We start from the raw sequence: 20,616 nt of genomic DNA on the forward strand, positions 1-20,616 counted from the left end.
GCCGAACGGTTCGCCGCAATAGCTCAGTTGGTAGAGCACGTCATTCGTAATGACGGGGTCGGGGGTTCGAGTCCCTCTTGCGGCACCAGTTGACTATTCCCCTTCATTCGCTACCCTCCGCTAAAGCGACACAAGTCGCTGAAAAATGGCGGTTTTTCCTTCGCCGATCTTCGCATTCATCTGACGGCATTCGCGACTTCTGTTGGTAGGGCTGCTGGTAGATGTGAACGGGGCTGTTGGTAGGACCACAAGCTGGGGGTACCAATGCCTTTGACCGACGTGGCCGTCCGGAGTGCGAAGCCTAGGGACAGGACGTACAAACTCTCCGACGCCGGCGGCCTCTACCTTGCCGTCGAAACGAACGGCTCACGCCCGGGCCGGCCGGGATCAGGTCAAGGCGCTACTCGCGAAAGGCGTCGACCCGTCAGCACAGCGGAAGCTGGATCGCGGCGCGGCGCGCGACGCGCGCGCCTGCACCTTCCGCGTCGTTGGGGACGAACTGGTTTCCAAATTTCAGGCGGAAGGCCTCAACGAACTGACATTGGATAAGAAACGCTGGATGCTTCGCGTCCTCAATGGCGATATCGGCGATCGGCCCATCGCCGACGTCCGGGCCGGCGAATTACTGGAGGCGCTGCGCCGGTTCGAGCGCCGGGGTCATCACGAAAGCGCGCGTCGCGCGCGGGCCTTGGCCGCCGCTGTGTTTCGGTTCGCGATCGCAACCGGCCGCGCCGAACGCAATCCCGCCGCCGATCTGATGGGCGCCCTGATTACGCCGACGGTCACCCATCGGCCAGCGATTACAGAACCCAAGGCGGTCGGCGCCTTGCTGCGCGCGATCGACGGCATGGATGGGCAGATCGCGATACGCGCAGCACTTCAGCTGCTCGCCCTGACCTTCGTTCGCCCCGGTGAACTTCGGCATGCTGAATGGAAAGAGTTCGACGTCGATGGCGCCGTCTGGATTATTCCAGCGGAGAAAATGAAGATGGACCGGCAGCACAAGGTCCCGTTGTCGAAACAATCGATCGCACTGATCCGCGACCTGCGGGATATCACCGGATCATCGCCTCACCTATTCCCGCAAGTTCGATCGTGGCATCGCCCGATCTCGGACGGAACGCTGAACGCCAGCTTGCGCCGGCTGGGTTACGATAAAACACAGATGGTCTCTCACGGCTTCCGGGGACTTGCGTCGACACTGCTAAACGAGAGCCGTCTTTGGCATCCCGACGTCATCGAACGGCAGCTTGCGCATGAGGAAAAAGACGACGTGCGCGCGGCATACAATAGCGCCCAACACTGGAACGAGCGGGTTCGACTGATGCAATGGTACGCCGACCATCTGGACGACCTGCGCAGATCCGGTAGCGTGGTGTCAATCGCGAAAGCGCGACGATCACAATCAGCTTCCTGATCCGATCAACCATACGACGCAGCGACCGGCCCGCGCCGAAATGCGCGGGCTTTGTCGTTTTCATCGCTCAATCCCCGGTAGCTTTCCCGGAAACGCCTGCGTCAGGCAGTTTTCCTCGATCTCTGTTTGATTTTTTTGTCATTCAAATTCAAATCCGTAGCGTCGCTTCTTTAGTGTTTGAGCGTTGTTTGCGCGGCGGTCCGTTGACGAACGCCCGCGACGCAGCGGATCATCGCGCGTATCGACGAATGAAAATCACAGGAGAAACTTCCGATGCGCCCCGGCGATCTGACGCTTCACGACACGATCAAAATCTACGGCTTGCCACTGAACGTACCGGTGAAGCGCTTCTGCGAAGTCGCTGGCATCGGCAACACCCGATTTTACGAACTTGCGAAGGAAGGGGTCATCCGCATTCGGAAAAACGGGCGCTCGACGACTGCTCCCGTTGAAGACCTGTACCGACTACTGCGCGGCGAACAGGCGGCGGCCTAAAGGCTTCCCGTTGCAGCGCGGTTAGCACGCCCGCGTAGCACAAGCGCCAGCCGGCGGATGTACCCGGCCGGCGCGTCGGCGGCGCGCCGCGGTCCTTTCCCCGTCCGGCGCGCCGCCATTCAAATCCCGAAGCTGTGAGGCCCGACCAATGAAGCGCCCCGCGCAGGTCTTCGCTTTCCCGCCGGCCAGACACCGGAAGATCGTCGCGTACGTCGTCGGCCAAATGAGCAAGAGACGGACGGTCGACGCAGCCGAAGAATTCCTGACTGACCATCTGTGGATGGAAACCACCCGGTTGGAAGACCTCGGTATTTCCGACGGCGAGATCGAACGCTTCTGTCGCGACTTCGCGATCGCCGCTTGGACCGTCTTCTTTGAGAAGCGCAAAGCCAAGGGGGTCGCGTGACCGACAAATCCGCAGTTCGCAGCGTCGTCCATGACGTTCGCCGCGACGTGGCGCCCGTCGACCGCGACGTCGACAATCGGCGCGTCGCCGCGCCGACGGCGAAGATCATGCTTCTGCCCGGCCGCTTCCGCGGCGCCGACTATGTCAGGCGCCACGTGTCCTACGTCTTGACGCGACCCGCCGAACAAGGCGAGCGACATGTTCAAGATAACTTACGGGAAATCCGTCGCCTGCTTGACGAAATCGGCGTCGACAAGCGCGAGGCCGATCAGGAAATCCGAACCATCGAAGCGGCAGTTCGCCGCGAAATCTGGCGTCAGGTTTTGACGCCCTAAAAAGGAGAAATCGACATGCACCCCGGAGGGGGCGCGGCCTTCAGGCAAGAAGGTCCGCCCGGAAACGGAAGTGCCGCCCCGACGGCAAATCGGGACGGCACAGACCACCGAAAAATCAAGAAGCCGCTGGGCAGCGCTTCCACTCTCGACAGATACGAACCGCGATCTGCGTCGTCAACCGGGAAGAAGCCCGGCCAGCAGAAAGATGTTCATCGCCTCGTTCGTCTGTGGCCGAGACAACTTCGCCGCTTCTACAAACGGCGGCACGGCAGCGAAATACTCCCTGACGACGATACGGGCCGCCGCCATGCGGCGATCAAGCTCGACATCCTCATGCAGGGTCCTAACGGTCATAGCGAAGCCACCGCCTTCCTAGACCAATGCTGCCCATGGATGGCGCCAGCGGAACGCGCCGCCGCCATCGATCGCGCATTCAGGGAGCGTAAATTCTGGTCGCCGGCGACATTGGGCGACGCGCTCGGACTGACGTGGGAAGAACACGACGATTGCGAGATAACAGCCATCCGCCCGGCCGGCGCTACAGACGCCGAAATGGCGGCTGTCCGCAAGATGAAGAATACCGCGGCCAAGCGAGAAGCGCGGCAGCAAGAGACGCCGGCGCCGAAGAAGGAGCCACTGCCGGCGATCCGGGCGAGGGTCATTGCCGACGTCTTGCGGCCCGGCGAGCGACGCTCGGTTAAGGAATTGTGCGCGGCAGTGAAGCGTAAAATCCGCTTCGCTAATCTGAAGGGTCCGGCCCTCACGGACGCGGTTCACAGGGCAGTCGCCCATGGCATCTCAGAAGGCTTTTTTCGGAAGGATATCGAACGACAGGGCGGCCAAATTCCTGTCGCTTGGATCACGAAAGTGCAGCCTGAAACTCAGGCTGCGGACACGAAAAATCTATCGATAGAAAAACCGTGTCCGCAGGTAAGAGTATTAATAATAGAAGAAGGTCTTTCGGCAGGTGGTGCTGCCGCTGCACCCGTGTCTGCGGATGAAGACTGGTTCACCGGTGAATGGGAGGGCTCCGATCCCGACGGGGGCCGGGTAGCGCTTAGCGCGCCCCCGGCCGCAACGAAGACCGTCATTGACCTTCCGGCTTCAAAGAAGACCGTCCTTGATAGGAAAGAAGGGAACCGTCTTTGTTTTTACAGAGAGGCGACGGGTAATCGCCCGGGATCAGTTGGTCGCGGGGAGCGAACATGATCGACGGCGTCGAACTGTTGACCTTGCGTCAACGCCGGTCCCCGAACGGGGATACGTATTTCACTGGCAGGCTCGGCAATGCCGTCATCGTCATGGTCCGCGATGACTTCGAACGCGACGTCTGGAAGGTGATAGCTGGCGATCCTTCTCTTACCCGGCACAACCGTCCATCGCCGGCGCGCGCCATAGCGCCGCCGGCACATGACGACGGCGACTGTGATCAAGGCGACGCAAGCGAAGAAGGGGCATTCGATGAATTGCCAGCCGATCTTGCATAGCCACCGCAAGCCAATAGGAAGGCCGCCGATGCGCGGCACGATCGACGGCACGTCGCCGCGGTCGGCGCCTGCGAACGAACGGACGGCCGCGGCTGCAAGGCTGAGGTACCCCCCACCCCCCATCATCAAAGGAACGTACACCGGCCACCCATGCCACTGCGGCACGAAGCGCCCCGGATTTCGAGTGTATTCCCGATCGCCAGATTTCCGGTTTCCTTCCCGGTGGATGGACCGGCGCACCCGGGAGGGCATCCGGTGACCGGCGAAAATGTCGACGCGATGGTGGCCGCGCTGAGGACGACCGCCGATCAGCTTGAGGAGGCGCCTGCCGGCGCAATTCGCAGAATTCCAGTGAAGCTTGCAGCCCGTGTCGCGGGCGTGACCGAAGCGCAGATGCGTCGGCGCTGCGAGCAAAACGTCTATGGCGTCGATGTCGGCGGCTATGGCTTCAAGAACGGCGGTCGTTGGGAAGTCGTCATCGCTCCCTTTATCGCCAGCTTGCCGGTCAGCGCGCTATCCCGTGTCAACAGCATAAATCGCGCGTGGATGCGCGATTGAGCGCCCTTAACGCGCATCCCTGTGCGTTTCCGAAATTGCCTAGCCGAGACTACCGCCGCTGTAGATTTCAGCGAGGACACCATGGACCACGAGTTCTGCAAGGAGAGGGCGCGGACCGTTCGCGCGCTGGCCGAAGAGGCTGATCCCTTTATCAAGCTGCTCTTCTGCAACTAGCGGCCCACTACGAACGGCGCCTTGTGCAATCTGAAGCTCCGATCAGCGGCCGCTCGCCACGATCACAAATGCCTCCACCGCCCAACGACCACGAGTAATGCTTGGCTATCAACAGAAAGCTGAGCACGGCGCCCGTGATAACTGCAATCACCAAGCCATTCAAAAAGCTATGGCGAGCACTCGTCCAGATCGAAGCCGCCTGCGCCACGCTCGCGCCTCGCGCGATCGGAGCGTCGCGCTGAACGCTGTTTCGCCTCTTGGTCGATTTGTCGCTCATGGAAGGGGTCGCCGTCACCATACTCAACGCGCACGACGGCGACCGTCTGAGGCCTTCAGGGCCGCGATCAGGTTAGGGTGATTTTGGTGAACGATCGGTTATCGAACAGAAAAATTCGAAGTTGGCGAGGGAAGGAGCCGGCGCATCAGTCAGATTTTTGACCGGCGGTTAACCGATCTCGCCGAGACTTCGCACCCAGCCAGACCGGAGACGTGGAAGTGTCCTTCCAACTGACCGTCTTGAAAGTGCTGGCCGGCCAGTCCGCCGGGCGGGCTTCCGTTGCCGACCTACGGAACGCAGTCGCGATCTTGATGAACAGCGGAAGAGACTGGACCGATCGCATGAAGCGATTGATCGAGCATGCGCCCGATCTGAATATTTTCGCGGCTAAGTTCGTCCTTCGCGATAAGGCGGGCTGGGAAATCACCGAGGATGGGCGGCTATTTCTGGCCGCGCTCGAAACCGCGGTCGCCGTCCGAAGATCGCCGCTTCGATCAGTCGTCGATCCGCCAACGAGCGAACCCGGCGCGCCGGTGACGGATGCGGCAAGTCCCCGAAACCGTCGTCAGAGGACGCGGCGTCGCCGCGGGAAAGGCCGATCAAATCGGGGAACGGCCTGACGCGTTCAGATGCTCAATCGCGCGACACGATCGCAAATCCTCGCTTAATCGCAGTCTGAAAAACAGTCTTCAGTCTGGGGTCTTTCAGCACTTCGTCGCCGGCGCTGAAGCCGGCGACCGGCCGCCAATTGAAGCCGGCCTCGGGCTCTGGCAGTACCGTGGCGTTGAAAGCGTAGGCCGTACGCCCTGGCCGCTCTGCGCCATGCTCAACGAATTTCTGAAGCCGGTTCATCTATTCCCCCAGTCATCAATGGAGGGCAGCTTGGCATGCTTGGAGCAGGGCGGCAACGCGTGCCGCGGCATCCATGTTGCGGGCCTGCAAATACGACGGAAGCCTCTAAGCGCGAGGTCTCGGTTTGCGCTTCATGCAATTGCTTGGCGCGGGCTTCTTTGGCTGTTTCGGTCGTTTTCGTCCGGGAAGAAAGCGGCTGCCTAGGCCGCCGCTCTCTAGCTCAGAAATTTCTGGGGCGGATGATTTCAGCTGACGGCTCAATGATGGTGCATCGCGTGACCCATTTGCCGTCGGCGCGGCATGCTCTGCCGATGATGCGGAGCACGGTGTCGGGTGACGGTCTGACGCGCTTCGATGCGCGCCGCGGGTCAAAGACAATGATATTGTTGGAAATAGCTTGCTGCATGGATCATCCCCATTCGGTGAATTAGGACCGTAGGCAGTTGGCGCTGCTGGCGGTCCGCTCTCGCCTAGCAGAGAACGCGACGGGGACGGAAGAAGGGAAATTCTCCGGTCTCCAGCGGGAATTTCTCCGCTCAATCGGCTGGTAAAATGGGCTTTTTGAAACCGGACGGAGCTGGCTGATCGTCAATCTGCGAGACTTTCCGTACTTGTCTCGCCCTTCCGCGCTTTGCTTCTTCGGCCTCGTGAGCCTTCGACCGGCGACGATGGGCCTCGTCACTCAGACGCTCTTGAAGTGATTGGTTCTGTTTAAACGGTCGCCGCGTATAGGTCATTGACGCTCTATTTTCCTAGGTGTGCGATCAACTTGGTGGATTTGCAGCAGCCTCCGCGGAGCGATCAATTCATTCCCCGTTCAATGGACTACAAAACTGAAGCGGGGAAAATCGCTATCGTCGACGCCCCAAAAGGACGCCCATCAAAAAGGCAGCAGTAAGCATCTCAAGCGGCGCTTCACGGGCTGCCGCGCTAAGGCGATCGATCCACGTCGGGCGCGCAATATCGATAGCGATGCCCTCTGAAAACTCGCGCAGCGTCTCCCGGCCACCTGTTTCCGTTTCTTCGATAGGCATTTTATCGCCTCCAGACGCTGACAACGCCGAGCGGAGGGCTCAGTTCATTTGAGTGAGCGTGGCAATTAATCGAAGTAGCGCTTGCTGTTCCGGGCCGGCCTTCCCGTGAGACAGAAAGTCCGAAATCTCGATTTGCGCCGAGGCACCGCCCGATGGCAGATTTGCCTCGTGCAGGACGAAAACGCGCCCGTCATCCTCCCTGCATAACGTCCAGCGATCACCGTTAGGGCTTTGATAGATTTCGCGCTGACCGGACATGGGTAAATCGAGCTCGGCGCGCCCGGAGCGGGCGCGCCTTGGATTAGAGACAGTCAGAACGGGACGCCGTAGTACTCATTCACTGATCGGCCGACCGTAGGGTCGTTCCAATTCCAGCCGGTCTCCTCGCGATATTTTGGCGCGCCCTGAAGCTGCTTCTCGGTGATGCCGGTGACATAGCCGCCGAGGTTCGTATCGTACTTCAGTGACTGCCACGGCAACGGGTAATGGTCATCGCCGATGCCGAGAAAGCCGCCAAAACTGAGAACCGCATACGACACCTTGCCGCTTGTCTTGTCGATCATCAGCCGTTCGATGCTGCCAGATCTTCTGGCTATCCGCCCCATAGACGGCAGTGCCTTCGACCTTGTCGCTGCCAATCAGATTGCCCGTCTCCTGAGTTTCCAATGCCATGATGGCCTCCGATGCGTGGTAGATTACGCCGGCAATCACGACAGCGCGCCAACGTTCCTATTTAGGATGTCCGCCGCGTAGAAACGGACCTTGATCGGCTTCGACAGCCCGCTCTGACGTCACGCTGACCACCGATCCTGCTCTTCCCGGTCGGCTTGTTCGTTAAGCCGGTCAGCGATCTCTTCCGCTAATGGCGCGTCCTTCGCAGTTGCGATAGGTTTTCCCTTGTTGGTCTTCACAGTGTTCTTGTCTGCTTCGACTGGGAAATCGCCGGGCTTGATTTCAGGCTTTTTCATCACGGGCTCCTCGGATCAGCTATTTTACCTCACCCGTCGTCGGGGTTGTTTCCGGAGTTTGCACCCCTCCGGACTTCGGGATCACCGTGTCCTTCATATTCGTCTTCGGCATATTGGGCAGCACCTCGACCCGGTTCTCTGGTTTAAGCGCTACGCAATCCATACCGTAGATCAGTTCGCCCCTGGCTGATTGGCCGATGGGACGACATTCCTTGAGTGCTTCAGGATCGACGCCCTTGTCTTCGGCGAAAGCTGGCAGCGTTAGTAGCGAGAGCGCAGCTACAATTCTCCACATGGCTTTCCCTCCAAATTTTGCTTTGAACGGTAACCGGCACCGCAATCGAAGGTTCCTCCGAAAGATCGGCGAAGGGAAACGGGCTTTTCCTAATTGAAGAACGAAGCAGAACGCAAGCAGCGACGCGCGTCGTGCTCCAGCTGTGGATCGGAGTTGTCTCCGGTTGCCGCTCAGTTGCGGTCGCGGCCTGCGATCAATCCTTCAGCCGCGCCCGGCGGCCAAACATGACGCCGACTACCGCGACGGTAAGCGCTTGCAAAAGAGCCTCGCGCGCCTAACGCCCGCGTGGGTCGAGCGGTCCACCCGGCGCCCGACCGCCTTCAATCGCGTCGGCCCGGAACGATGGTGTCCTTGGGCGGTAAGGTGGCCGCGTCTTCTCCGAAGGTCTCATAATTAGACCCACAGGAACGCATAAAGTGCCTATCCGTTTAAGGGGCAGGAGACGTCCAATTTAAGGGGCAGGAGAGGCCCAATGCACTGACCCATTGACGAAGCAGTTGCGGCGCGTGCCTATCAGCTTCGGGAGAAGGCCGGCAAACCGGAAGAACGGGATGAGGAGTTCTGACATCTGGCCGAGCAGGAATTGCTCAACGAGGATAAAGGATCGCCGCTGCGGACCCCGGATACGTTGTGACCAACCTTTGATGCGAGCGCGAGAGGATTGGCGGAGCGGATGGCGAGAACGCGCGGTAACGATCGGCCCGGATTTGGCTATCACTTGAAGGTGCATTCCTTCCGCATAATCACGGCGATCTTGGCATGGGTGTTAATCGTAGCCGCCTTCTACGAGAAGCCGGAACTGCTAACCGGCGCACAGCGCATTCTCCAACGCGGCATTGAGGCGATCGGCGACGCCATTCCGCCCCCTTGGGGACCTCGCATCGAATTCGTCTTCCGGGAGATAGGTGGCCTGATCTGGCTCCAGATTACATTGGTTGTCCTCGTCCTACGGATCGGTCTTTCAACGATCGCCGGGCTTTGGCGGATGACCGCGCGCCGCGACCGGGTTCTGTATCGGTCCGAAGAGTAGCACGGCATCTGCATGTGGCGCGTAGACCATGACCATGACCACCACGATAGGATCGACCGATGGAACCAGCGACCCTGCCTGCTACCGCCTTCAAGTCGCCGGCGATCAGCCTTTCAGGCGTCGTCGACTACAATATGTACACCGCGTTTCGAACGCAGTTCGACAACGCGGCCGATAAAGACCTAGTCGTCATCGAATTGTCGACCTTAGGTGGCGATCCCGAGGTCGCCCGAATGATGGGCGAGGATGTGCGGTTCGCGAGCGAGACGGAGCCGCAACGGCGCTTCGTATTCCTCGGTAAGGCTGTGATTTATTCGGCCGGCGTTACGTTCATGAGCTTCTTCGCGCGGCCGAACCGATACCTCGCGCGCGGCACGCGACTGATGATCCATGAACGCAAGCTTTCGAAAAGCTTGGTGATCGATGGCCCATTGACGACGTGCATCGCGGTTGTAAGGGCGACCCTCAACGAAATCGAATGCTCGATCGCTATGCAGAACGAGGGCTTTCAAAATCTCATCCTGGGATCCAACGTGACGATCGACGAGGTAATGCAGAAGGCGCCGTCGAACTGGTATTTGGAGGCGCAGGAGGCGAAGACATTGGGCCTAATCGAGACGGTTCTGTAATCCTCGAAAGCGGCTGCGACGATAGTAGCCATCGCCCCGGCGTTGGCATGTCAGACGTCAAGAACGGCCTATACTGGATCCAGATCGCGATGGTTGACGGATCAAACGCGCATGCTACCGGCATCATCGTTCTTCTCGACGGCCGGATCTTGGGCAGCGATAGCCACTTCTATTACTCAGGTTCGTACACGTTCACGAACGGAAAGTGGCGCGGCGAGTTGACGACCGGCCAACACGCCGACGCGGTCGGTGTAAATTTCCTGTTCGGCGGTCGTGAAGTAACGTGCGGCTTCACAGGCACGTATAGCGACGGCGTGGCAATGTCGATGGAACGGCGCTTGTCGGCAAAAAGAGCGTGCCGTTTCGGGCCAAGCTCGATCTTAAAGCTGCGCTTGGCTGAACATCTTGCCTGTTGCCCTCATGACGATACCGAGACGTCTTCCTTCGCCTCGCCACGGGCGACGATCTTGAGTGCGTCGTCAGGCAATGGCCGCTGCAGCGCCTTTGCCTCATCCCACGGCGCGCGCATCCACACGTCACGTTCTTCGTCGGTCGTCAGAATGACCGGCATCGCCTTGGGATGGATCGGCGCAACGACGGCGTTCGGCGCCGTCGTCAGGAAGCCGTAGACGTTGTGAGGGCCGGTAATCGGCTTCGACTTGGTGCCGCGGTCGCCCTTGAAGACCCTCCAGATGCCGGCGAACGCCGTTAGCGGCCGGTCATCGTTCAACGCGAACCAAACGACGTCCTTTTTCTTGGTCTCAGGGTTCGGTTCAGGCGAATATTCGGCAAAGCTGTTGAAGGGCACAAGGCACCGGTTTTCAGGCTTCAGCCAGCCGCGCCAATGCGGCGATGACGTGTTACGGATGTTGGTCACCGGCGGCCCGCCGGTCCGCGGAGGCGGCGGCATGCCCCATCGCATCAGCGCGAGTTCGGTCCCGGCGTCGGTGTTGCGAACAACGGGGGCGGGGTAGTCCGGAAAAACACCGGGCATCGGTGCGAGGTTGCCCACGTAGCGATTGACGACGCGGAAGAGGGCGGCGATCGCGGCTTGGTTGGTCGTGATGCTGTAGAGATTGCACATGGCGACAGTACCAGACGCTAAGCAATTCGAATTAGGCTTACCACGAGGTGCCCCAACGAGCCCACTTCATCTAGATCAATCCCATTAAAAGCGGTCTTGGGCACGAAAGAGCCGTCTTCGATCGGCGTTAGGTGAGCGTAGAGCTGAAACTCTGTCGTATTGGAGAACGCGCGATAATCCGAAACGGCCTGATCATGGGCCTTGGTGCGGGCGCCCGCCGACTTCGCTGTGCGCGATTTATCAACCGACGATGCAATTGCTGTTTTGGCTGCCTCCCATTCCGCCAACCACGGTCGAACGATGACGGGATCGACGATCATCATGATCTTTTCACGGTCGGTGTAGTGTGCGCCCAGTTGCGATCGTTTGTCCGGGTCAAGACCGCGTTCGAATAGTGTGCCAAGAATTGAGGGGTCGACTTCGGCCCAATCCAGCCGGGCAGCCTTCAATGTGATCGCAATGTCGTCAGCGTTAAGGGGCAGGGCGCTATCGTCGTTGAAGAGGCCACCGTTGAACCACGCAACTTGTTCGAAACCAACGCGGCCACCGGACTGCATTGCTTTGAACAAATCGGTCGCCAGTGCCTGAAAATCGTCCGGACGGGTCGCCGCGTGTTCTAGCATCCGCTTGAACATCTTGTTCGGCAGCAGGTCGACGTCTTCGGCGAACATGCAGAAGACCAGCCGGTTGATGAAATGGGCGACCGTTTCAGCTTCGTGTCCGCGATCGCGCAGCCGCTGCGCCAGCTTGGCAAACTCAGCGGCCGCTTCTTCGGTCAGCGCCTGCCGGGTCTTCCCGGGCTTGAGTTGATCCGGGTCGGTGAACACCCATTTCAGCTTCTGGCGGACATTGGCGTCCCGCAGGTCTTCAAGGCTAAAGTCGTGAACCTCTGAAATGCTGTTGGTCCAGTTTGTGTGGATGCGAAACCGATCAAGATCGCAGACCACCAACAGCGGCGGATTTTCCAGCGCTAACGCGTACTGCTGAAGCTGGGCGAAGGCCGCGTTGAGGTCCTTCCGTTTACCCTTGTATTCCCAGCCAAAGTGATCCCGCTTCCAGACGTCTGCCCAGCCTTCACCGCCTGTGGTCTTAGTCGCCCCCCGTTCGAACGCATACCAGTCGCCGGTCGGGTCAACGTCCGTCGGCGCCGGTTCGTCCAGCATGCGGCACAGGTCGATGAAGTGGGACTGCGCGGCCGAACGTTCTTTCAGTTCGGCGGCCTTCCATTTTTTGATAAATTGGTCGGGGGTCACTTGCGGGGCGGCTCACGGTTTCACCGGGAGGATACCCGGTGCCCCAGCAATTACTAGCGGAACGCGCGACCTACAACCTTAGACATGTGCATACATAGTTGATCGCATGCTCGCTGGCGGAATGAAATCAATGCTTTATGCCACCCAAGGCGAGGACCCTCTGGCACCATTTAACGTCTGTTCCTTTGGTGAGCGTTAGTCACTGCGGATTGGCATCCGCCGGGACCGCTCAACCTGCCGCCGACCATGATGCGCCGATGCGATCAGATGCCGGCGCCAGCCTACCCTACTAGGTGCCGCCAGCGTTAGACGTCAGCGCCATCCTTCGGAAATGATAGTTTGCCGGCGAGCCGTTCGAAGAACGGCGACACGTCTCGAAGGTCATCGGCGTGCTCTGATCGGAAGTTCGGAAACCTGCCCGTGGTGGTCAAGCCCTGAATATCTGAGATGAACTCGCGAACCGTGTAGGCCGAACTACGGGAAACGGCGTGCTCGAAAGCTGGGCGCTCGTCTTCGCTAACGAAGCCGTCGGGAAAGACAAAGCGCGCGATGGCAAAGCCGACGCGCATGTGATCCGTCCATTCGCTGAACAGCCTTTGGTAGTTCAGTATGCAGACGCCCAGCTGCAAGACATTCGACGTCCCGATATCACCGACGTGCAGCGTTTGATCGTGATCGCGGTCAGCGTGTTTGAGGAAGTTGTAGGTCTCTCGAAACAGCTTAATCAGCGCATCTTTGTATTCGGGCCTTGCCCTCTGCGTCCAGTCCATCACCAGCTGCTTAGCGGGGTCTAGTTTTGCTAGATCGGACAGCAGCTTGTCGGCCGACTGGATCAGCAGATGCGTGGCGAACGGGTCTTCGCCCGCCATAACCATCCGAACCGCGGCGTGAATTAGGTGGCGAACTGCTTGTTGCTTCGTCAGTCTTCGCCTAGGGGGATCGCGGGGACCCAATTCGACCTTTTTCAAAGATACTTCCTCGCGCCAGTTTGGGGCGCCGCGCGCCTCTGTCCAATTGTGGAGGATCGGTCACGCGCAGCCGATCAAGGCGGCGCGCCGATCTGTTGACGAACGAATTCAGCAGCGCTCCTGATGGTTGATAGCACGTCTATCAATCGTTCGCCGTCCAGCGTAATGCCGCCGATCGGATCGCACCAGTCGGGTGGTCCGAAGATCGCTAGCGGGTCACGCTGGATCACCGCTTTGGCCGATAACGGCTGGAGTTTCGGATCGGCCGGATTTCCCGTCTGAACGTGTTTGAATGCGTGCGCGATACGGTCGACTAAGGCGAAGTCCGCATTGCCTTCCCGAAACTTCTTTCGATTGCTGTTGGCGCCCAGATAGTCAATCGCGTGGAAGACCACGACTGCGGCCAAGAATGCATGCCTGACCGACGTCGGGTTCGTTTCGAAGTCGGCGATCGTCGGGTCGACGATCTGGTCGAAGTAGCGTTCGATTTCCATCAGCTGAAGCCCCAGTGCGTCTGTTGGATCACGTTCAACGGCGGCGGGCTCTTGTCGGGCGCGTCAGGAGACTGATCGCCCTTCGCGGGGACCGAATACAGCTTTTGAACCCATCGGATAGACGTACTATCCGGCGTGGTCACGTACAGCTGTAAGCAGACGATGTAGCTGTCGTTCTGTTCTTCCTTGCTCCGTCGAAACCGAAGTCCGCTCCCGTCTTTCACCCAAGGATAACGCTGCACCACGTTCGCATGCACCGGCAAAATATCTCCCGGCTTTACGACGATCTGGGTCGGATTGAAGACGATCGATTTGGCGAAGCGGCCATCGCATCCGGTCTTTGGATCAGTGACCAGCACCAATTCTCCATAGATTTCGGTGATGACCGCAGCTCGGTTTCCCGAATTGATGAACGTGAACTGCTGATCCTGATCTAGCAGCAAATCGCCTTTGTCGGATCGTATTGCCAAGGCGCCGTCGACGACGACGCGGATGTCGTCGCGTTGGAATAGGACCGTGCGCGCGGTAAAGTACAGCGATATTACAGCGACGATCCACCCCGCCCAATCAAGCCAGTGTTTCTTGGGTCGCTTCGCTTCCGCGGCCTGCTTGCGATCGTGCCACGCCAGCCACTCCTGAGCGAAACCAACCGTCATATCCGCTGTGCCAATTATGACGGAACCGGCCGAACCTGCGTCCGTCTGTGCCAGTCTGGCCCGGACGTTCAGCGCGCCCATCATTTCAAGTTCGTCGTTCCAGCGCTTCGCTTGCTCAGGCTGCCCGGGCGACCATCGCGAGGCTTCATAGGGGAAGCGGTCAGTTTTCATGGTTTGGAATTCCGTCGACGAAAAGGGGCGCCGCTCGCTCCCGGTTGTGTCGGCCGACCCTACACGCGCGATAAGCGTCGGGCGCGCTCCCACTCCCGTTTTCCCCGTCAAACTCCGCCAGCGTGCGCGGCGTGTTGGTAATCCTGTTGGTAGGGTGACTTGTCGCCACCGAAATTTACTTGAAATATCAATTTCTTACGGTCAATATTGGCCGCCCTCTTGCGGCACCAAGCATCGCATTGAAAATATTGAATATTTTGTAATCGCTATTTTAGCGAGCCATTCTTATTACGACAAAGGAACCACCGCGTAACCACGCCTGCGCCGGAAGTCCCCCCAAGGGTGGTCGGCGGTCTCTGAGGCAAATCGCCGCCGAGCTCAAGGCCAAGGGCTTCTTCAACGAACGCGGCAAGATGGCTCTCGGCCCTATCAGTGGCTTCAATGCTCAAGCGGTGCTTGCCTTCAGCCCGGACACGCCAAGTCGCCACAGGTCAAGTTCCCCTCAACTCTACTCAATTCCATTGACCAAGACGCGCTGGACCGGCCGGGGCCAGCGCCTATGCTGCTGACATCCGAAACTAGCAGCAGAAAGGAAATGCCCATGCGTATCATCGGCCCGATCCTCGGCCGCGTTGCTCAGATCCAATTCGGGTTCGACGAGCCCATCGAATAGCAAGGCCAAGTGAGGATTTCTGCAGAGCGGCACGACAACGTGCCGCTCTATTTTTTTGCGGTCGCCGTCGTCGACGCGCTTTGCTGAAGCTTTTTCAACTCGGCTATTACATCAGCTGCCGCAGCTTCTGCAGGCGCCCTGGATACTGTCATCTCCATCCGGCTCGGCTCGAACGCGATAAACTTCTTAAATACCGACTGTACCTTCTTGTAGACGGCATCCTTCGGCCGATACCGTTTTTTCTCGTCAAACAATTCATCCAACCGCACAAAGAGCACGGGCTTAGTGATCACACTGCGTGAATTGTAATGGACATCCAATGCGACCGCTAAGATGTGGGTGACAGGGCCGGTTGGAAAATGACCAAGGAAGGTTCCTTGAGGGTAGCTGGAATCCTTGTAATCGATTCTTATCTCGACAGTGTCACCCCGCGACACAACAGCAACTGTCCCAGCGGGTGTTACATTTCCGAACTCGAAATCGATTTGCTCGATAACCAGATTTTCTGGACGCCGCTCGTCAGGCCGGATCTCAAAATTCTCCACTACGAGCGTGATGCTCGTCGACTTCGACGCGCCGGGCTCTCCCGGCAGCGGACGCGCAATTGGAAGGCGGACCCACTTCCCCACCAAAAGATTGTTGAACGTGAACGTGTCGACCTTTGCAGGAGTGGGCAGTCCCATTGCCCTGCAAGCATCAGCGAAAAGCGGGTGATCCCTAGGAACACGCTCGATGAGCTTTTCCTTAGGAAGAGAAAGGAAATCAGTTTCCGAGAATCTGACTGGAGGGACGAGCTTCTCACAGCGTTCGATTATTGCCTTAATGCACCTCTTCGGCAGATGGGTGGCTCGGTTTAGTTCAGTAGTGTCGTTCTTGATGTTTGCCCATTGGCCGGGGTCTTTAACCCCCACCAGTTCACGAAGCTGCTCTGTGTCCCCGAGCTCCAAAAGAGCCATGACGAGGGGGATGGTATATTTCTCGGGCTTCTCCCCCCTCACGCTGAGCTGTTTGGGATCGATTTTTTTCTGACCGGCGGATTGATCTGTTTCTGTTGGATCGGTCATTGATTCCTCAAGCTCCCTCAAACATCAATCAGCCTGCGTCAGCCGCGTTGACCCCAGCTTGAACACGGATGATTGGACGGTCGGCCGTATCTGGCCTGAGATTGCGCCACTCGAGTAACTCATCTGCAACCGCGCACGGCAAAACCTGCGCATCACGAGTGGAGACTGCACTATGACGACCCATTTTGAAACCACCAACACAACCAAGACAATCCAAGCGGTGGTAGCGGCTTCGTTGCTGCTGGCCGCGAGTTTCACCCCTGCTGCAGCAGAGAACAAGTGCACCAACACTTGGAGCTGCACCGTCACCACGACGCCTCCCCCTAACCCGCAGCCCGTCTTCTCCTGCAGCTACACCCGCACCTGCAAGTGAACCTTCCAGAGGGCACGCGACAAAATTGCGTGCCCTCTCATCTCATGAATGGAGGATATCCATGAAAGTTTTGGCCCTTGGGTTGATGATTTTGGTTTCGCTGGTGGCGGTGCGGTCTGCATCTGCGGAATGCATCTGCAACCATCTGCCCTGCCCGTGCGCATCGGCAAGGCATTTTTGCCCGCGGGTAGAGCTGCGGATATGCCCGATCCCTATCTTGCTGCCGGTGGATCCGCGGACTTCGTAGCAGGCGTACCCTTGCACGCCGGCGGTCGCAGCTCAGTTTGCCGCCACGCGCCGCTGTCCGGGTCCCAGCGGGGCCCGGGCAGCCTCGGGGCGGCTACCCCGCGCGTCTCATAGAGCTTTTTCTTCAAATGAGAGGACGACGCACCGGCTAATTCGGTCCGTCTGTGTACAAGGGCGCTGTTTTCTGCCTTCGGTTTTCTTGGCCAATTGCCCCTCCGCTTGGAGCTTCCGCGTGAGGGCGACGCGGCAGGCTGGTGCGGACTAGCTTTTCGGGAGCTGCCCTAGCTGCGCCGGTTCTTTGATAGTTTTGCCTTCGAAATATTGGTGACGTTCGCACGGGGGGCTTTCACTTCCCCCAGCGCTGCGGCCAACCGGCTTCCGATGTGCTCGGATGCTTTTTTCAACGGGTCATTGTCGAGATGTGCATAGCGTTGCGTCGTGGCGCTTTGCGTATGACCTAGCAGCTTGCCAATGATAGGCAGGCCAAGTCCCGCTCCGGCGCCTATTGAGGCATGTGTGTGGCGCAAATCGTGGATGCGAACACCCATCAGGCCCGCACGCGCCGCAACAGCCTTCCATGGCTTCTTGAGATCGGAGCGAGGGCTATCAGCAGACGTGCCGGCAATAACAAAGCCATGGGCAGTCCATTTAGAATAGCCAAGGCTGGTGCGTTCAGGACGATGGTTTTCTTGCCGGTCTTGCTTGTCGGCAACAAGAGCAACCCCCGGTCGAAATCGATTTGATCCCATTTGAGGTGCAAAATTTCCCGGAGCCGGGCGCCCGTAAAGATCAGAAGCCGAAGGGCCGCGGCAGCATGTGGGCCGATCTTGGTGCGGCGGTTATTTTCCTTGGGCGCATGTTTGGCCTTAGGCTTTGTGGCGTCCACCGTGTATGGCAACCCGTCGCGGCGGCGGCCGGTTACTTTGCATGGGGTTGTTTTCGATATTTTAGTGGGAGCCGCGGCCGCTCTCGCTACCGGGCATAGGCACTGACGTCGAACCTGTGGGTGATTGCGATCGCCTCAGGGAAGGTTTCGTCATGGCTGACGACCAGAAGCGCGCCGTGATCGGCGCGCAGTCCGGCCTCGATCCCGAGCCTCCGAAGCCTAGATCCGCACCCCACATAGTCCGCTCATGATCGCAATCGCGACCAGTCCGCCGGCTGCGAGCCCGGCCGCCCAGATCCGGTTGGCGACCGTGGTGGCGGCGCCATGTGCGATCAGGATGCCGCGCAATCCTGATGCGAGGTGCGCCAGGACGAAGAAGACGCCGAGCGCGTAGTGCGGCACCAGGCGGATGCTCCAGGCGTCGTGGATCAGGCCGGTCGGTGCGCCGGATGCCCAGGCCCAATTGGTGTCGATGTGGTGCACGGCCCGCGCCGAGACGAAGGCGGAGTTCAGATGGGTGATGATGAACGCCGCGAGGTAGACGCCGGAGGCGATCTGAAACACGCGGTAGGGATCCGCCGGCAGCGCGCTCCAGCGCCAGGCGAGCCGCACGCCGACGGCGACCTGGAACAGCATCAAGGCGACGAGGATGGGCTCGACCACGGACGATCGATAGACCACGCGTCCCATCTTCATCACGGCGGCATGGACCTCTGGTCCGAGCAGGCCAAGCAAATGATTAGTGAGGTGAAATGCGATGTAGAGCAGAATGACCGCTGCGGCGACGCCATGCGTGACGCGCCATCTGGCGATGGACGGCGCAATCGCGGCTGGCTTCGCCGGGCGTTCATGCTCGCTGCCGAGCAGGACATAGAGACAAGCCGCCAACCAGCCCGCGACCCATACCAACTCGTCGCTGACATGGATATGCAGCAGTCCAAGGCCGACGCCGGCCAGCAAGAACAAGGGCGGTGCGGCGATGCAGATATAGGCGAGCCGCCGGGCGCGCAGCTCGAAGGACGAAGGCGCTGCCGTCGTCATCCACCAGGCGCAGGCAAGACCGAGCAAGGGTGCTGCCGTCGCAGCCAGCAGGCAAAGCGCCGCCAGAACCAGTCGCCCAAACGACATCGGACCGTCAGCGGGGGAGACCGCGAGATGAAATCCATCGAGCAGGAACGGATAGGCGATCGCGGCGGCCGCCGGGATCATCGAACGGAGCTTTTCGGCGGCCGTATTCGCCAAGCCATCTTCGCCGGGCCGTACGCGACCTTGTTCAAATGCACTCACCGAGTTCTCCAGAGTTCAGGCATCGTGCGAAGGAGAGGGCCAAACCGACGAATCTATTCCCGGGTCATCATCGGATGCGCGGCGCACAGCTAGAGCGTTTTCGAGCGAAGTGGCTACCGGTTCGCGTAAAGAAAACGCGTCAAAACAAGAATCTAGAGCCCCGTTCCGATTCCATCGGAACGGAAAAGGCTCTAGTGCTCTAAACGCTGGCGTGCACGGGCAAACGGCGTTGCGCCGAGACCATGTCTCAAGGCGCATGACCGTACAGCGATACGGACCCACCGATAGGACCAAGTTCCAACAATCCGACTGGACCATGCCAACCCGTTGGCAGCGACTGTCCTGCCGGCGTGATGCATCTCACAAAATCCTGGGCCCGACGCGGCTAGTCTCCCGGCAAGGGCTTGATCTGGTTCGGACCGGGAACGGAAGACGCCTCCGATCATTCTTTCGCGTTGACAAGCGCTTCAATGCGCCGCGATTGCACAATGGCGTCGCCGAGATCCACGAACGCTGCAAGATCCCGAGGTGCCGCCGCCAGCCCCATCCCGTCGGCATCACCGGAACGGGGAGCCCATATCGCGCGACTCTCCAGAAGATAGACGCCGTAAACCGCTTCGATCCCGGTGTAGGCGTTGGTCCTCAGTTCTTCCTGGATCGAGTAAGCCGCCAGCGCGGCGTTGGTGACGACAGACGTCTCAATCAGGGCTTTTCGATATCCAGGGTGGTGCACGACAGTTGGCCCGAACGCGGCGACCAGCTTTCTCTCGGAAGCCTGGACCACGACCAGCGCACCGTCGAGAATGCTGCGGAGCGAACGCTTGGTCGCGAGCGGCAAGTATTCACGCGGATTCAGGAATACATCGACGGCTGTCGTGAGCGCGCCGCATCCGCTGTGGCCGAGGACGACGATGAGTTTGAGGCTGCCGCCAAGGTTCTCGACGGCGTATTTGAGGCTTCCAAGCACCTCTATTCCGAGGCCGTTGCCCGCGACGCGGACCACGAAGAGATCATTGGGCCCTTCATTGAAAATGAGTTCAACGGGGACACGGGCGTCGGAGCAGCCGAGCACGGCTGCGAACGGTCTTTGCTTCGGTACAGCGCTGTCAGCCAGCACCCCCAGGTCACGCAGATCGACCGGGATGATCTGCTGTACCCCGCCCGCTTCCTCATCGTGGTCAAGGAGTGTGGCGAAGCTTTTGTTGCCCTGCTCCAGACGGAGCAAAGCCGCTTTACTGTCGGGCGGGGTCGGCCTGATCGAGCCATCGTCGCTGCTATAGCGATAGGTGATATCGAAGGTCTTCATGATAGCCGCGCTGGGCTGGGAATATTCAGGCAAGCAAATGCGATTTGGACAACGAACGGAGCCTGCAATCCTATTGAGCGATCCATTGGAAAGCCGCCGTTGATCCAGATCAACACTGCTGCAAGGCGGGGACGGCAGATATTACCCTGTCCATGACGTCGCCGAGGTGGTGGCGTTGCTGCGGCGCGCGATTTCGGA

General features: G+C 59.4%; 28 protein-coding genes, 1 tRNA gene and 1 pseudogene. 12 read left to right on the forward strand and 18 right to left on the reverse strand.

Annotated elements, in window-relative coordinates; translation table 11 throughout:
• Window positions 1-12: 12 nt before the first annotated feature.
• From G6P99_RS01510 to G6P99_RS01545, 8 genes are all read left to right on the forward strand, one after another.
• Window positions 13-88: transfer RNA gene (locus tag G6P99_RS01510), tRNA-Thr, on the forward strand.
• 258 nt (window positions 89-346) lie between these two features.
• On the forward strand, window positions 347-1,417 hold the full coding sequence (locus G6P99_RS01515; RefSeq protein ID WP_334261906.1) for a site-specific integrase: 1,071 nt from the start codon (window positions 347-349) through the stop codon (window positions 1,415-1,417).
• 273 nt (window positions 1,418-1,690) lie between these two features.
• Window positions 1,691-1,912 (forward strand): hypothetical protein, encoded by a 222-nt coding sequence (locus G6P99_RS01520; RefSeq protein ID WP_165127041.1) that lies wholly within the window; start codon window positions 1,691-1,693, stop codon window positions 1,910-1,912.
• A 148-nt stretch (window positions 1,913-2,060) separates the two neighbouring features.
• The gene (locus G6P99_RS01525) at window positions 2,061-2,318 is read left to right on the forward strand and encodes a DUF6074 family protein (protein ID WP_165127043.1); all 258 of its coding nucleotides are present in this window, start codon (window positions 2,061-2,063) and stop codon (window positions 2,316-2,318) included.
• Window positions 2,315-2,653: a DUF6074 family protein gene (locus G6P99_RS01530; protein WP_165127045.1), complete on the forward strand. Its 339-nt coding sequence runs from the start codon at window positions 2,315-2,317 to the stop codon at window positions 2,651-2,653. Before G6P99_RS01525 ends, G6P99_RS01530 begins: the two co-directional genes overlap by 4 nt.
• 15 nt (window positions 2,654-2,668) lie before the next feature.
• Window positions 2,669-3,862, forward strand: a complete 1,194-nt coding sequence (locus G6P99_RS01535; RefSeq protein ID WP_165127047.1) for a hypothetical protein — start codon at window positions 2,669-2,671, stop codon at window positions 3,860-3,862.
• A complete protein-coding gene (locus G6P99_RS01540; RefSeq protein WP_165127049.1) occupies window positions 3,859-4,140 on the forward strand; it encodes a hypothetical protein in 282 nt (93 codons plus the stop codon). The genes G6P99_RS01535 and G6P99_RS01540 overlap by 4 nt, the downstream gene beginning before the upstream one ends.
• A gap of 255 nt (window positions 4,141-4,395) precedes the next feature.
• Window positions 4,396-4,698 carry a hypothetical protein gene (locus G6P99_RS01545; RefSeq protein ID WP_165127051.1) on the forward strand — a complete coding sequence of 101 codons (303 nt, stop codon included), beginning with the start codon at window positions 4,396-4,398 and terminating at the stop codon, window positions 4,696-4,698.
• 181 nt (window positions 4,699-4,879) lie between these two features.
• Here G6P99_RS01545 and G6P99_RS01550 read toward each other — a convergent pair whose 3' ends face one another.
• Entirely contained in the window at window positions 4,880-5,149 is a 270-nt protein-coding gene (locus G6P99_RS01550; protein ID WP_165127053.1) for a hypothetical protein, read from the reverse strand.
• 218 nt (window positions 5,150-5,367) lie between these two features.
• Between G6P99_RS01550 and G6P99_RS01555 the strand changes: the two genes are divergently transcribed.
• Window positions 5,368-5,769 (forward strand): hypothetical protein, encoded by a 402-nt coding sequence (locus tag G6P99_RS01555; protein ID WP_165127055.1) that lies wholly within the window; start codon window positions 5,368-5,370, stop codon window positions 5,767-5,769.
• Between the two features lie 13 nt (window positions 5,770-5,782).
• Here G6P99_RS01555 and G6P99_RS01560 read toward each other — a convergent pair whose 3' ends face one another.
• The 7 genes and pseudogenes from G6P99_RS01560 to G6P99_RS01590 form a co-directional block, all read right to left on the reverse strand.
• Window positions 5,783-6,001, reverse strand: a complete 219-nt coding sequence (locus tag G6P99_RS01560) for a hypothetical protein (protein ID WP_165127057.1) — start codon at window positions 5,999-6,001, stop codon at window positions 5,783-5,785.
• 220 nt (window positions 6,002-6,221) lie between these two features.
• Window positions 6,222-6,407: a hypothetical protein gene (locus G6P99_RS01565; RefSeq protein ID WP_165127059.1), complete on the reverse strand. Its 186-nt coding sequence runs from the start codon at window positions 6,405-6,407 to the stop codon at window positions 6,222-6,224.
• A 445-nt stretch (window positions 6,408-6,852) separates the two neighbouring features.
• Complete coding sequence (locus tag G6P99_RS01570) at window positions 6,853-7,035, reverse strand: hypothetical protein (protein WP_165127061.1); 183 nt, start codon at window positions 7,033-7,035, stop codon at window positions 6,853-6,855.
• 39 nt (window positions 7,036-7,074) lie between these two features.
• A complete protein-coding gene (locus G6P99_RS01575; protein ID WP_165127063.1) occupies window positions 7,075-7,293 on the reverse strand; it encodes a hypothetical protein in 219 nt (72 codons plus the stop codon).
• A gap of 53 nt (window positions 7,294-7,346) precedes the next feature.
• Window positions 7,347-7,707: pseudogene (locus tag G6P99_RS01580) on the reverse strand (PRC-barrel domain-containing protein).
• Between the two features lie 119 nt (window positions 7,708-7,826).
• Window positions 7,827-8,003, reverse strand: a complete 177-nt coding sequence (locus G6P99_RS01585) for a hypothetical protein (protein WP_165127065.1) — start codon at window positions 8,001-8,003, stop codon at window positions 7,827-7,829.
• A 19-nt stretch (window positions 8,004-8,022) separates the two neighbouring features.
• Window positions 8,023-8,298, reverse strand: coding sequence for a hypothetical protein (locus G6P99_RS01590; protein ID WP_165127067.1), 276 nt, complete (start codon window positions 8,296-8,298; stop codon window positions 8,023-8,025).
• Window positions 8,299-8,971: 673 nt separating this feature from the next.
• On the opposite strand from G6P99_RS01590, the gene G6P99_RS01595 reads away from it, so the two are divergent.
• Together G6P99_RS01595 and G6P99_RS01600 are read left to right on the forward strand one after the other, a co-directional pair.
• Window positions 8,972-9,328, forward strand: a complete 357-nt coding sequence (locus G6P99_RS01595) for a hypothetical protein (protein ID WP_165127069.1) — start codon at window positions 8,972-8,974, stop codon at window positions 9,326-9,328.
• Window positions 9,329-9,387: 59 nt separating this feature from the next.
• Window positions 9,388-9,957: a peptidase S14 gene (locus G6P99_RS01600; protein ID WP_165127071.1), complete on the forward strand. Its 570-nt coding sequence runs from the start codon at window positions 9,388-9,390 to the stop codon at window positions 9,955-9,957.
• 418 nt (window positions 9,958-10,375) lie between these two features.
• Here the strand turns inward: G6P99_RS01600 and G6P99_RS01610 are convergent, their stop codons facing one another.
• From G6P99_RS01610 to G6P99_RS01635, 6 genes are all read right to left on the reverse strand, one after another.
• Window positions 10,376-11,041, reverse strand: coding sequence for an SOS response-associated peptidase (locus tag G6P99_RS01610; protein ID WP_165127073.1), 666 nt, complete (start codon window positions 11,039-11,041; stop codon window positions 10,376-10,378).
• A gap of 17 nt (window positions 11,042-11,058) precedes the next feature.
• Entirely contained in the window at window positions 11,059-12,294 is a 1,236-nt protein-coding gene (locus G6P99_RS01615; protein ID WP_165127075.1) for a type IIL restriction-modification enzyme MmeI, read from the reverse strand.
• A 305-nt stretch (window positions 12,295-12,599) separates the two neighbouring features.
• Window positions 12,600-13,262 carry a hypothetical protein gene (locus G6P99_RS01620; RefSeq protein WP_165127077.1) on the reverse strand — a complete coding sequence of 221 codons (663 nt, stop codon included), beginning with the start codon at window positions 13,260-13,262 and terminating at the stop codon, window positions 12,600-12,602.
• A gap of 74 nt (window positions 13,263-13,336) precedes the next feature.
• Window positions 13,337-13,756 (reverse strand): hypothetical protein, encoded by a 420-nt coding sequence (locus G6P99_RS01625; protein ID WP_165127079.1) that lies wholly within the window; start codon window positions 13,754-13,756, stop codon window positions 13,337-13,339.
• Window positions 13,756-14,583 (reverse strand): hypothetical protein, encoded by an 828-nt coding sequence (locus G6P99_RS01630; protein WP_165127081.1) that lies wholly within the window; start codon window positions 14,581-14,583, stop codon window positions 13,756-13,758. The genes G6P99_RS01625 and G6P99_RS01630 overlap by 1 nt, the downstream gene beginning before the upstream one ends.
• 720 nt (window positions 14,584-15,303) lie before the next feature.
• Entirely contained in the window at window positions 15,304-16,320 is a 1,017-nt protein-coding gene (locus G6P99_RS01635; RefSeq protein ID WP_029081201.1) for a hypothetical protein, read from the reverse strand.
• A 172-nt stretch (window positions 16,321-16,492) separates the two neighbouring features.
• Between G6P99_RS01635 and G6P99_RS01640 the strand changes: the two genes are divergently transcribed.
• The gene (locus G6P99_RS01640) at window positions 16,493-16,693 is read left to right on the forward strand and encodes a hypothetical protein (protein ID WP_156928611.1); all 201 of its coding nucleotides are present in this window, start codon (window positions 16,493-16,495) and stop codon (window positions 16,691-16,693) included.
• Window positions 16,694-17,220: 527 nt separating this feature from the next.
• Here G6P99_RS01640 and G6P99_RS01645 read toward each other — a convergent pair.
• The 4 genes from G6P99_RS01645 to G6P99_RS01660 form a co-directional block, all read right to left on the reverse strand.
• Window positions 17,221-17,487, reverse strand: a complete 267-nt coding sequence (locus tag G6P99_RS01645; RefSeq protein ID WP_334261907.1) for a tyrosine-type recombinase/integrase — start codon at window positions 17,485-17,487, stop codon at window positions 17,221-17,223.
• Window positions 17,487-17,825 (reverse strand): tyrosine-type recombinase/integrase, encoded by a 339-nt coding sequence (locus tag G6P99_RS01650; RefSeq protein ID WP_334261908.1) that lies wholly within the window; start codon window positions 17,823-17,825, stop codon window positions 17,487-17,489. Before G6P99_RS01650 ends, G6P99_RS01645 begins: the two co-directional genes overlap by 1 nt.
• Window positions 17,826-18,044: 219 nt before the next feature.
• Window positions 18,045-19,112: a hypothetical protein gene (locus G6P99_RS01655; RefSeq protein ID WP_165127083.1), complete on the reverse strand. Its 1,068-nt coding sequence runs from the start codon at window positions 19,110-19,112 to the stop codon at window positions 18,045-18,047.
• A gap of 442 nt (window positions 19,113-19,554) precedes the next feature.
• Entirely contained in the window at window positions 19,555-20,418 is an 864-nt protein-coding gene (locus G6P99_RS01660; RefSeq protein WP_051346277.1) for a carbonic anhydrase, read from the reverse strand.
• Window positions 20,419-20,616 lie beyond the last annotated feature (198 nt).

The sequence above is a fragment of the Bradyrhizobium sp. 6(2017) genome (assembly GCF_011058295.2).
Classification (GTDB): Bacteria; Pseudomonadota; Alphaproteobacteria; order Rhizobiales; family Xanthobacteraceae; genus Bradyrhizobium; species Bradyrhizobium septentrionale.

Bases quoted from the DNA above. Each gene is read 5' to 3' on its own strand.
- G6P99_RS01525 (WP_165127043.1), top strand. From the start codon at position 2,061: ATGAAGCGCCCCGCGCAGGTCTTCGCTTTCCCGCCGGCCAGACACCGG.
- G6P99_RS01535 (WP_165127047.1), top strand. From the start codon at position 2,669: ATGCACCCCGGAGGGGGCGCGGCCTTCAGGCAAGAAGGTCCGCCCGGA.
- G6P99_RS01575 (WP_165127063.1), bottom strand. From the start codon at position 7,293: ATGTCCGGTCAGCGCGAAATCTATCAAAGCCCTAACGGTGATCGCTGG.
- G6P99_RS01630 (WP_165127081.1), bottom strand. From the start codon at position 14,583: ATGAAAACTGACCGCTTCCCCTATGAAGCCTCGCGATGGTCGCCCGGG.
- G6P99_RS01540 (WP_165127049.1), top strand. From the start codon at position 3,859: ATGATCGACGGCGTCGAACTGTTGACCTTGCGTCAACGCCGGTCCCCG.
- G6P99_RS01600 (WP_165127071.1), top strand. From the start codon at position 9,388: ATGGAACCAGCGACCCTGCCTGCTACCGCCTTCAAGTCGCCGGCGATC.
- G6P99_RS01565 (WP_165127059.1), bottom strand. From the start codon at position 6,407: ATGCAGCAAGCTATTTCCAACAATATCATTGTCTTTGACCCGCGGCGC.
- G6P99_RS01645 (WP_334261907.1), bottom strand. From the start codon at position 17,487: ATGGGTGTTCGCATCCACGATTTGCGCCACACACATGCCTCAATAGGC.
- G6P99_RS01585 (WP_165127065.1), bottom strand. From the start codon at position 8,003: ATGAAAAAGCCTGAAATCAAGCCCGGCGATTTCCCAGTCGAAGCAGAC.
- G6P99_RS01520 (WP_165127041.1), top strand. From the start codon at position 1,691: ATGCGCCCCGGCGATCTGACGCTTCACGACACGATCAAAATCTACGGC.
- G6P99_RS01590 (WP_165127067.1), bottom strand. From the start codon at position 8,298: ATGTGGAGAATTGTAGCTGCGCTCTCGCTACTAACGCTGCCAGCTTTC.
- G6P99_RS01610 (WP_165127073.1), bottom strand. From the start codon at position 11,041: ATGTGCAATCTCTACAGCATCACGACCAACCAAGCCGCGATCGCCGCC.
- G6P99_RS01570 (WP_165127061.1), bottom strand. From the start codon at position 7,035: ATGCCTATCGAAGAAACGGAAACAGGTGGCCGGGAGACGCTGCGCGAG.
- G6P99_RS01660 (WP_051346277.1), bottom strand. From the start codon at position 20,418: ATGAAGACCTTCGATATCACCTATCGCTATAGCAGCGACGATGGCTCG.
- G6P99_RS01595 (WP_165127069.1), top strand. From the start codon at position 8,972: ATGGCGAGAACGCGCGGTAACGATCGGCCCGGATTTGGCTATCACTTG.
- G6P99_RS01635 (WP_029081201.1), bottom strand. From the start codon at position 16,320: ATGACCGATCCAACAGAAACAGATCAATCCGCCGGTCAGAAAAAAATC.
- G6P99_RS01550 (WP_165127053.1), bottom strand. From the start codon at position 5,149: ATGAGCGACAAATCGACCAAGAGGCGAAACAGCGTTCAGCGCGACGCT.
- G6P99_RS01560 (WP_165127057.1), bottom strand. From the start codon at position 6,001: ATGAACCGGCTTCAGAAATTCGTTGAGCATGGCGCAGAGCGGCCAGGG.
- G6P99_RS01640 (WP_156928611.1), top strand. From the start codon at position 16,493: ATGACGACCCATTTTGAAACCACCAACACAACCAAGACAATCCAAGCG.
- G6P99_RS01625 (WP_165127079.1), bottom strand. From the start codon at position 13,756: ATGGAAATCGAACGCTACTTCGACCAGATCGTCGACCCGACGATCGCC.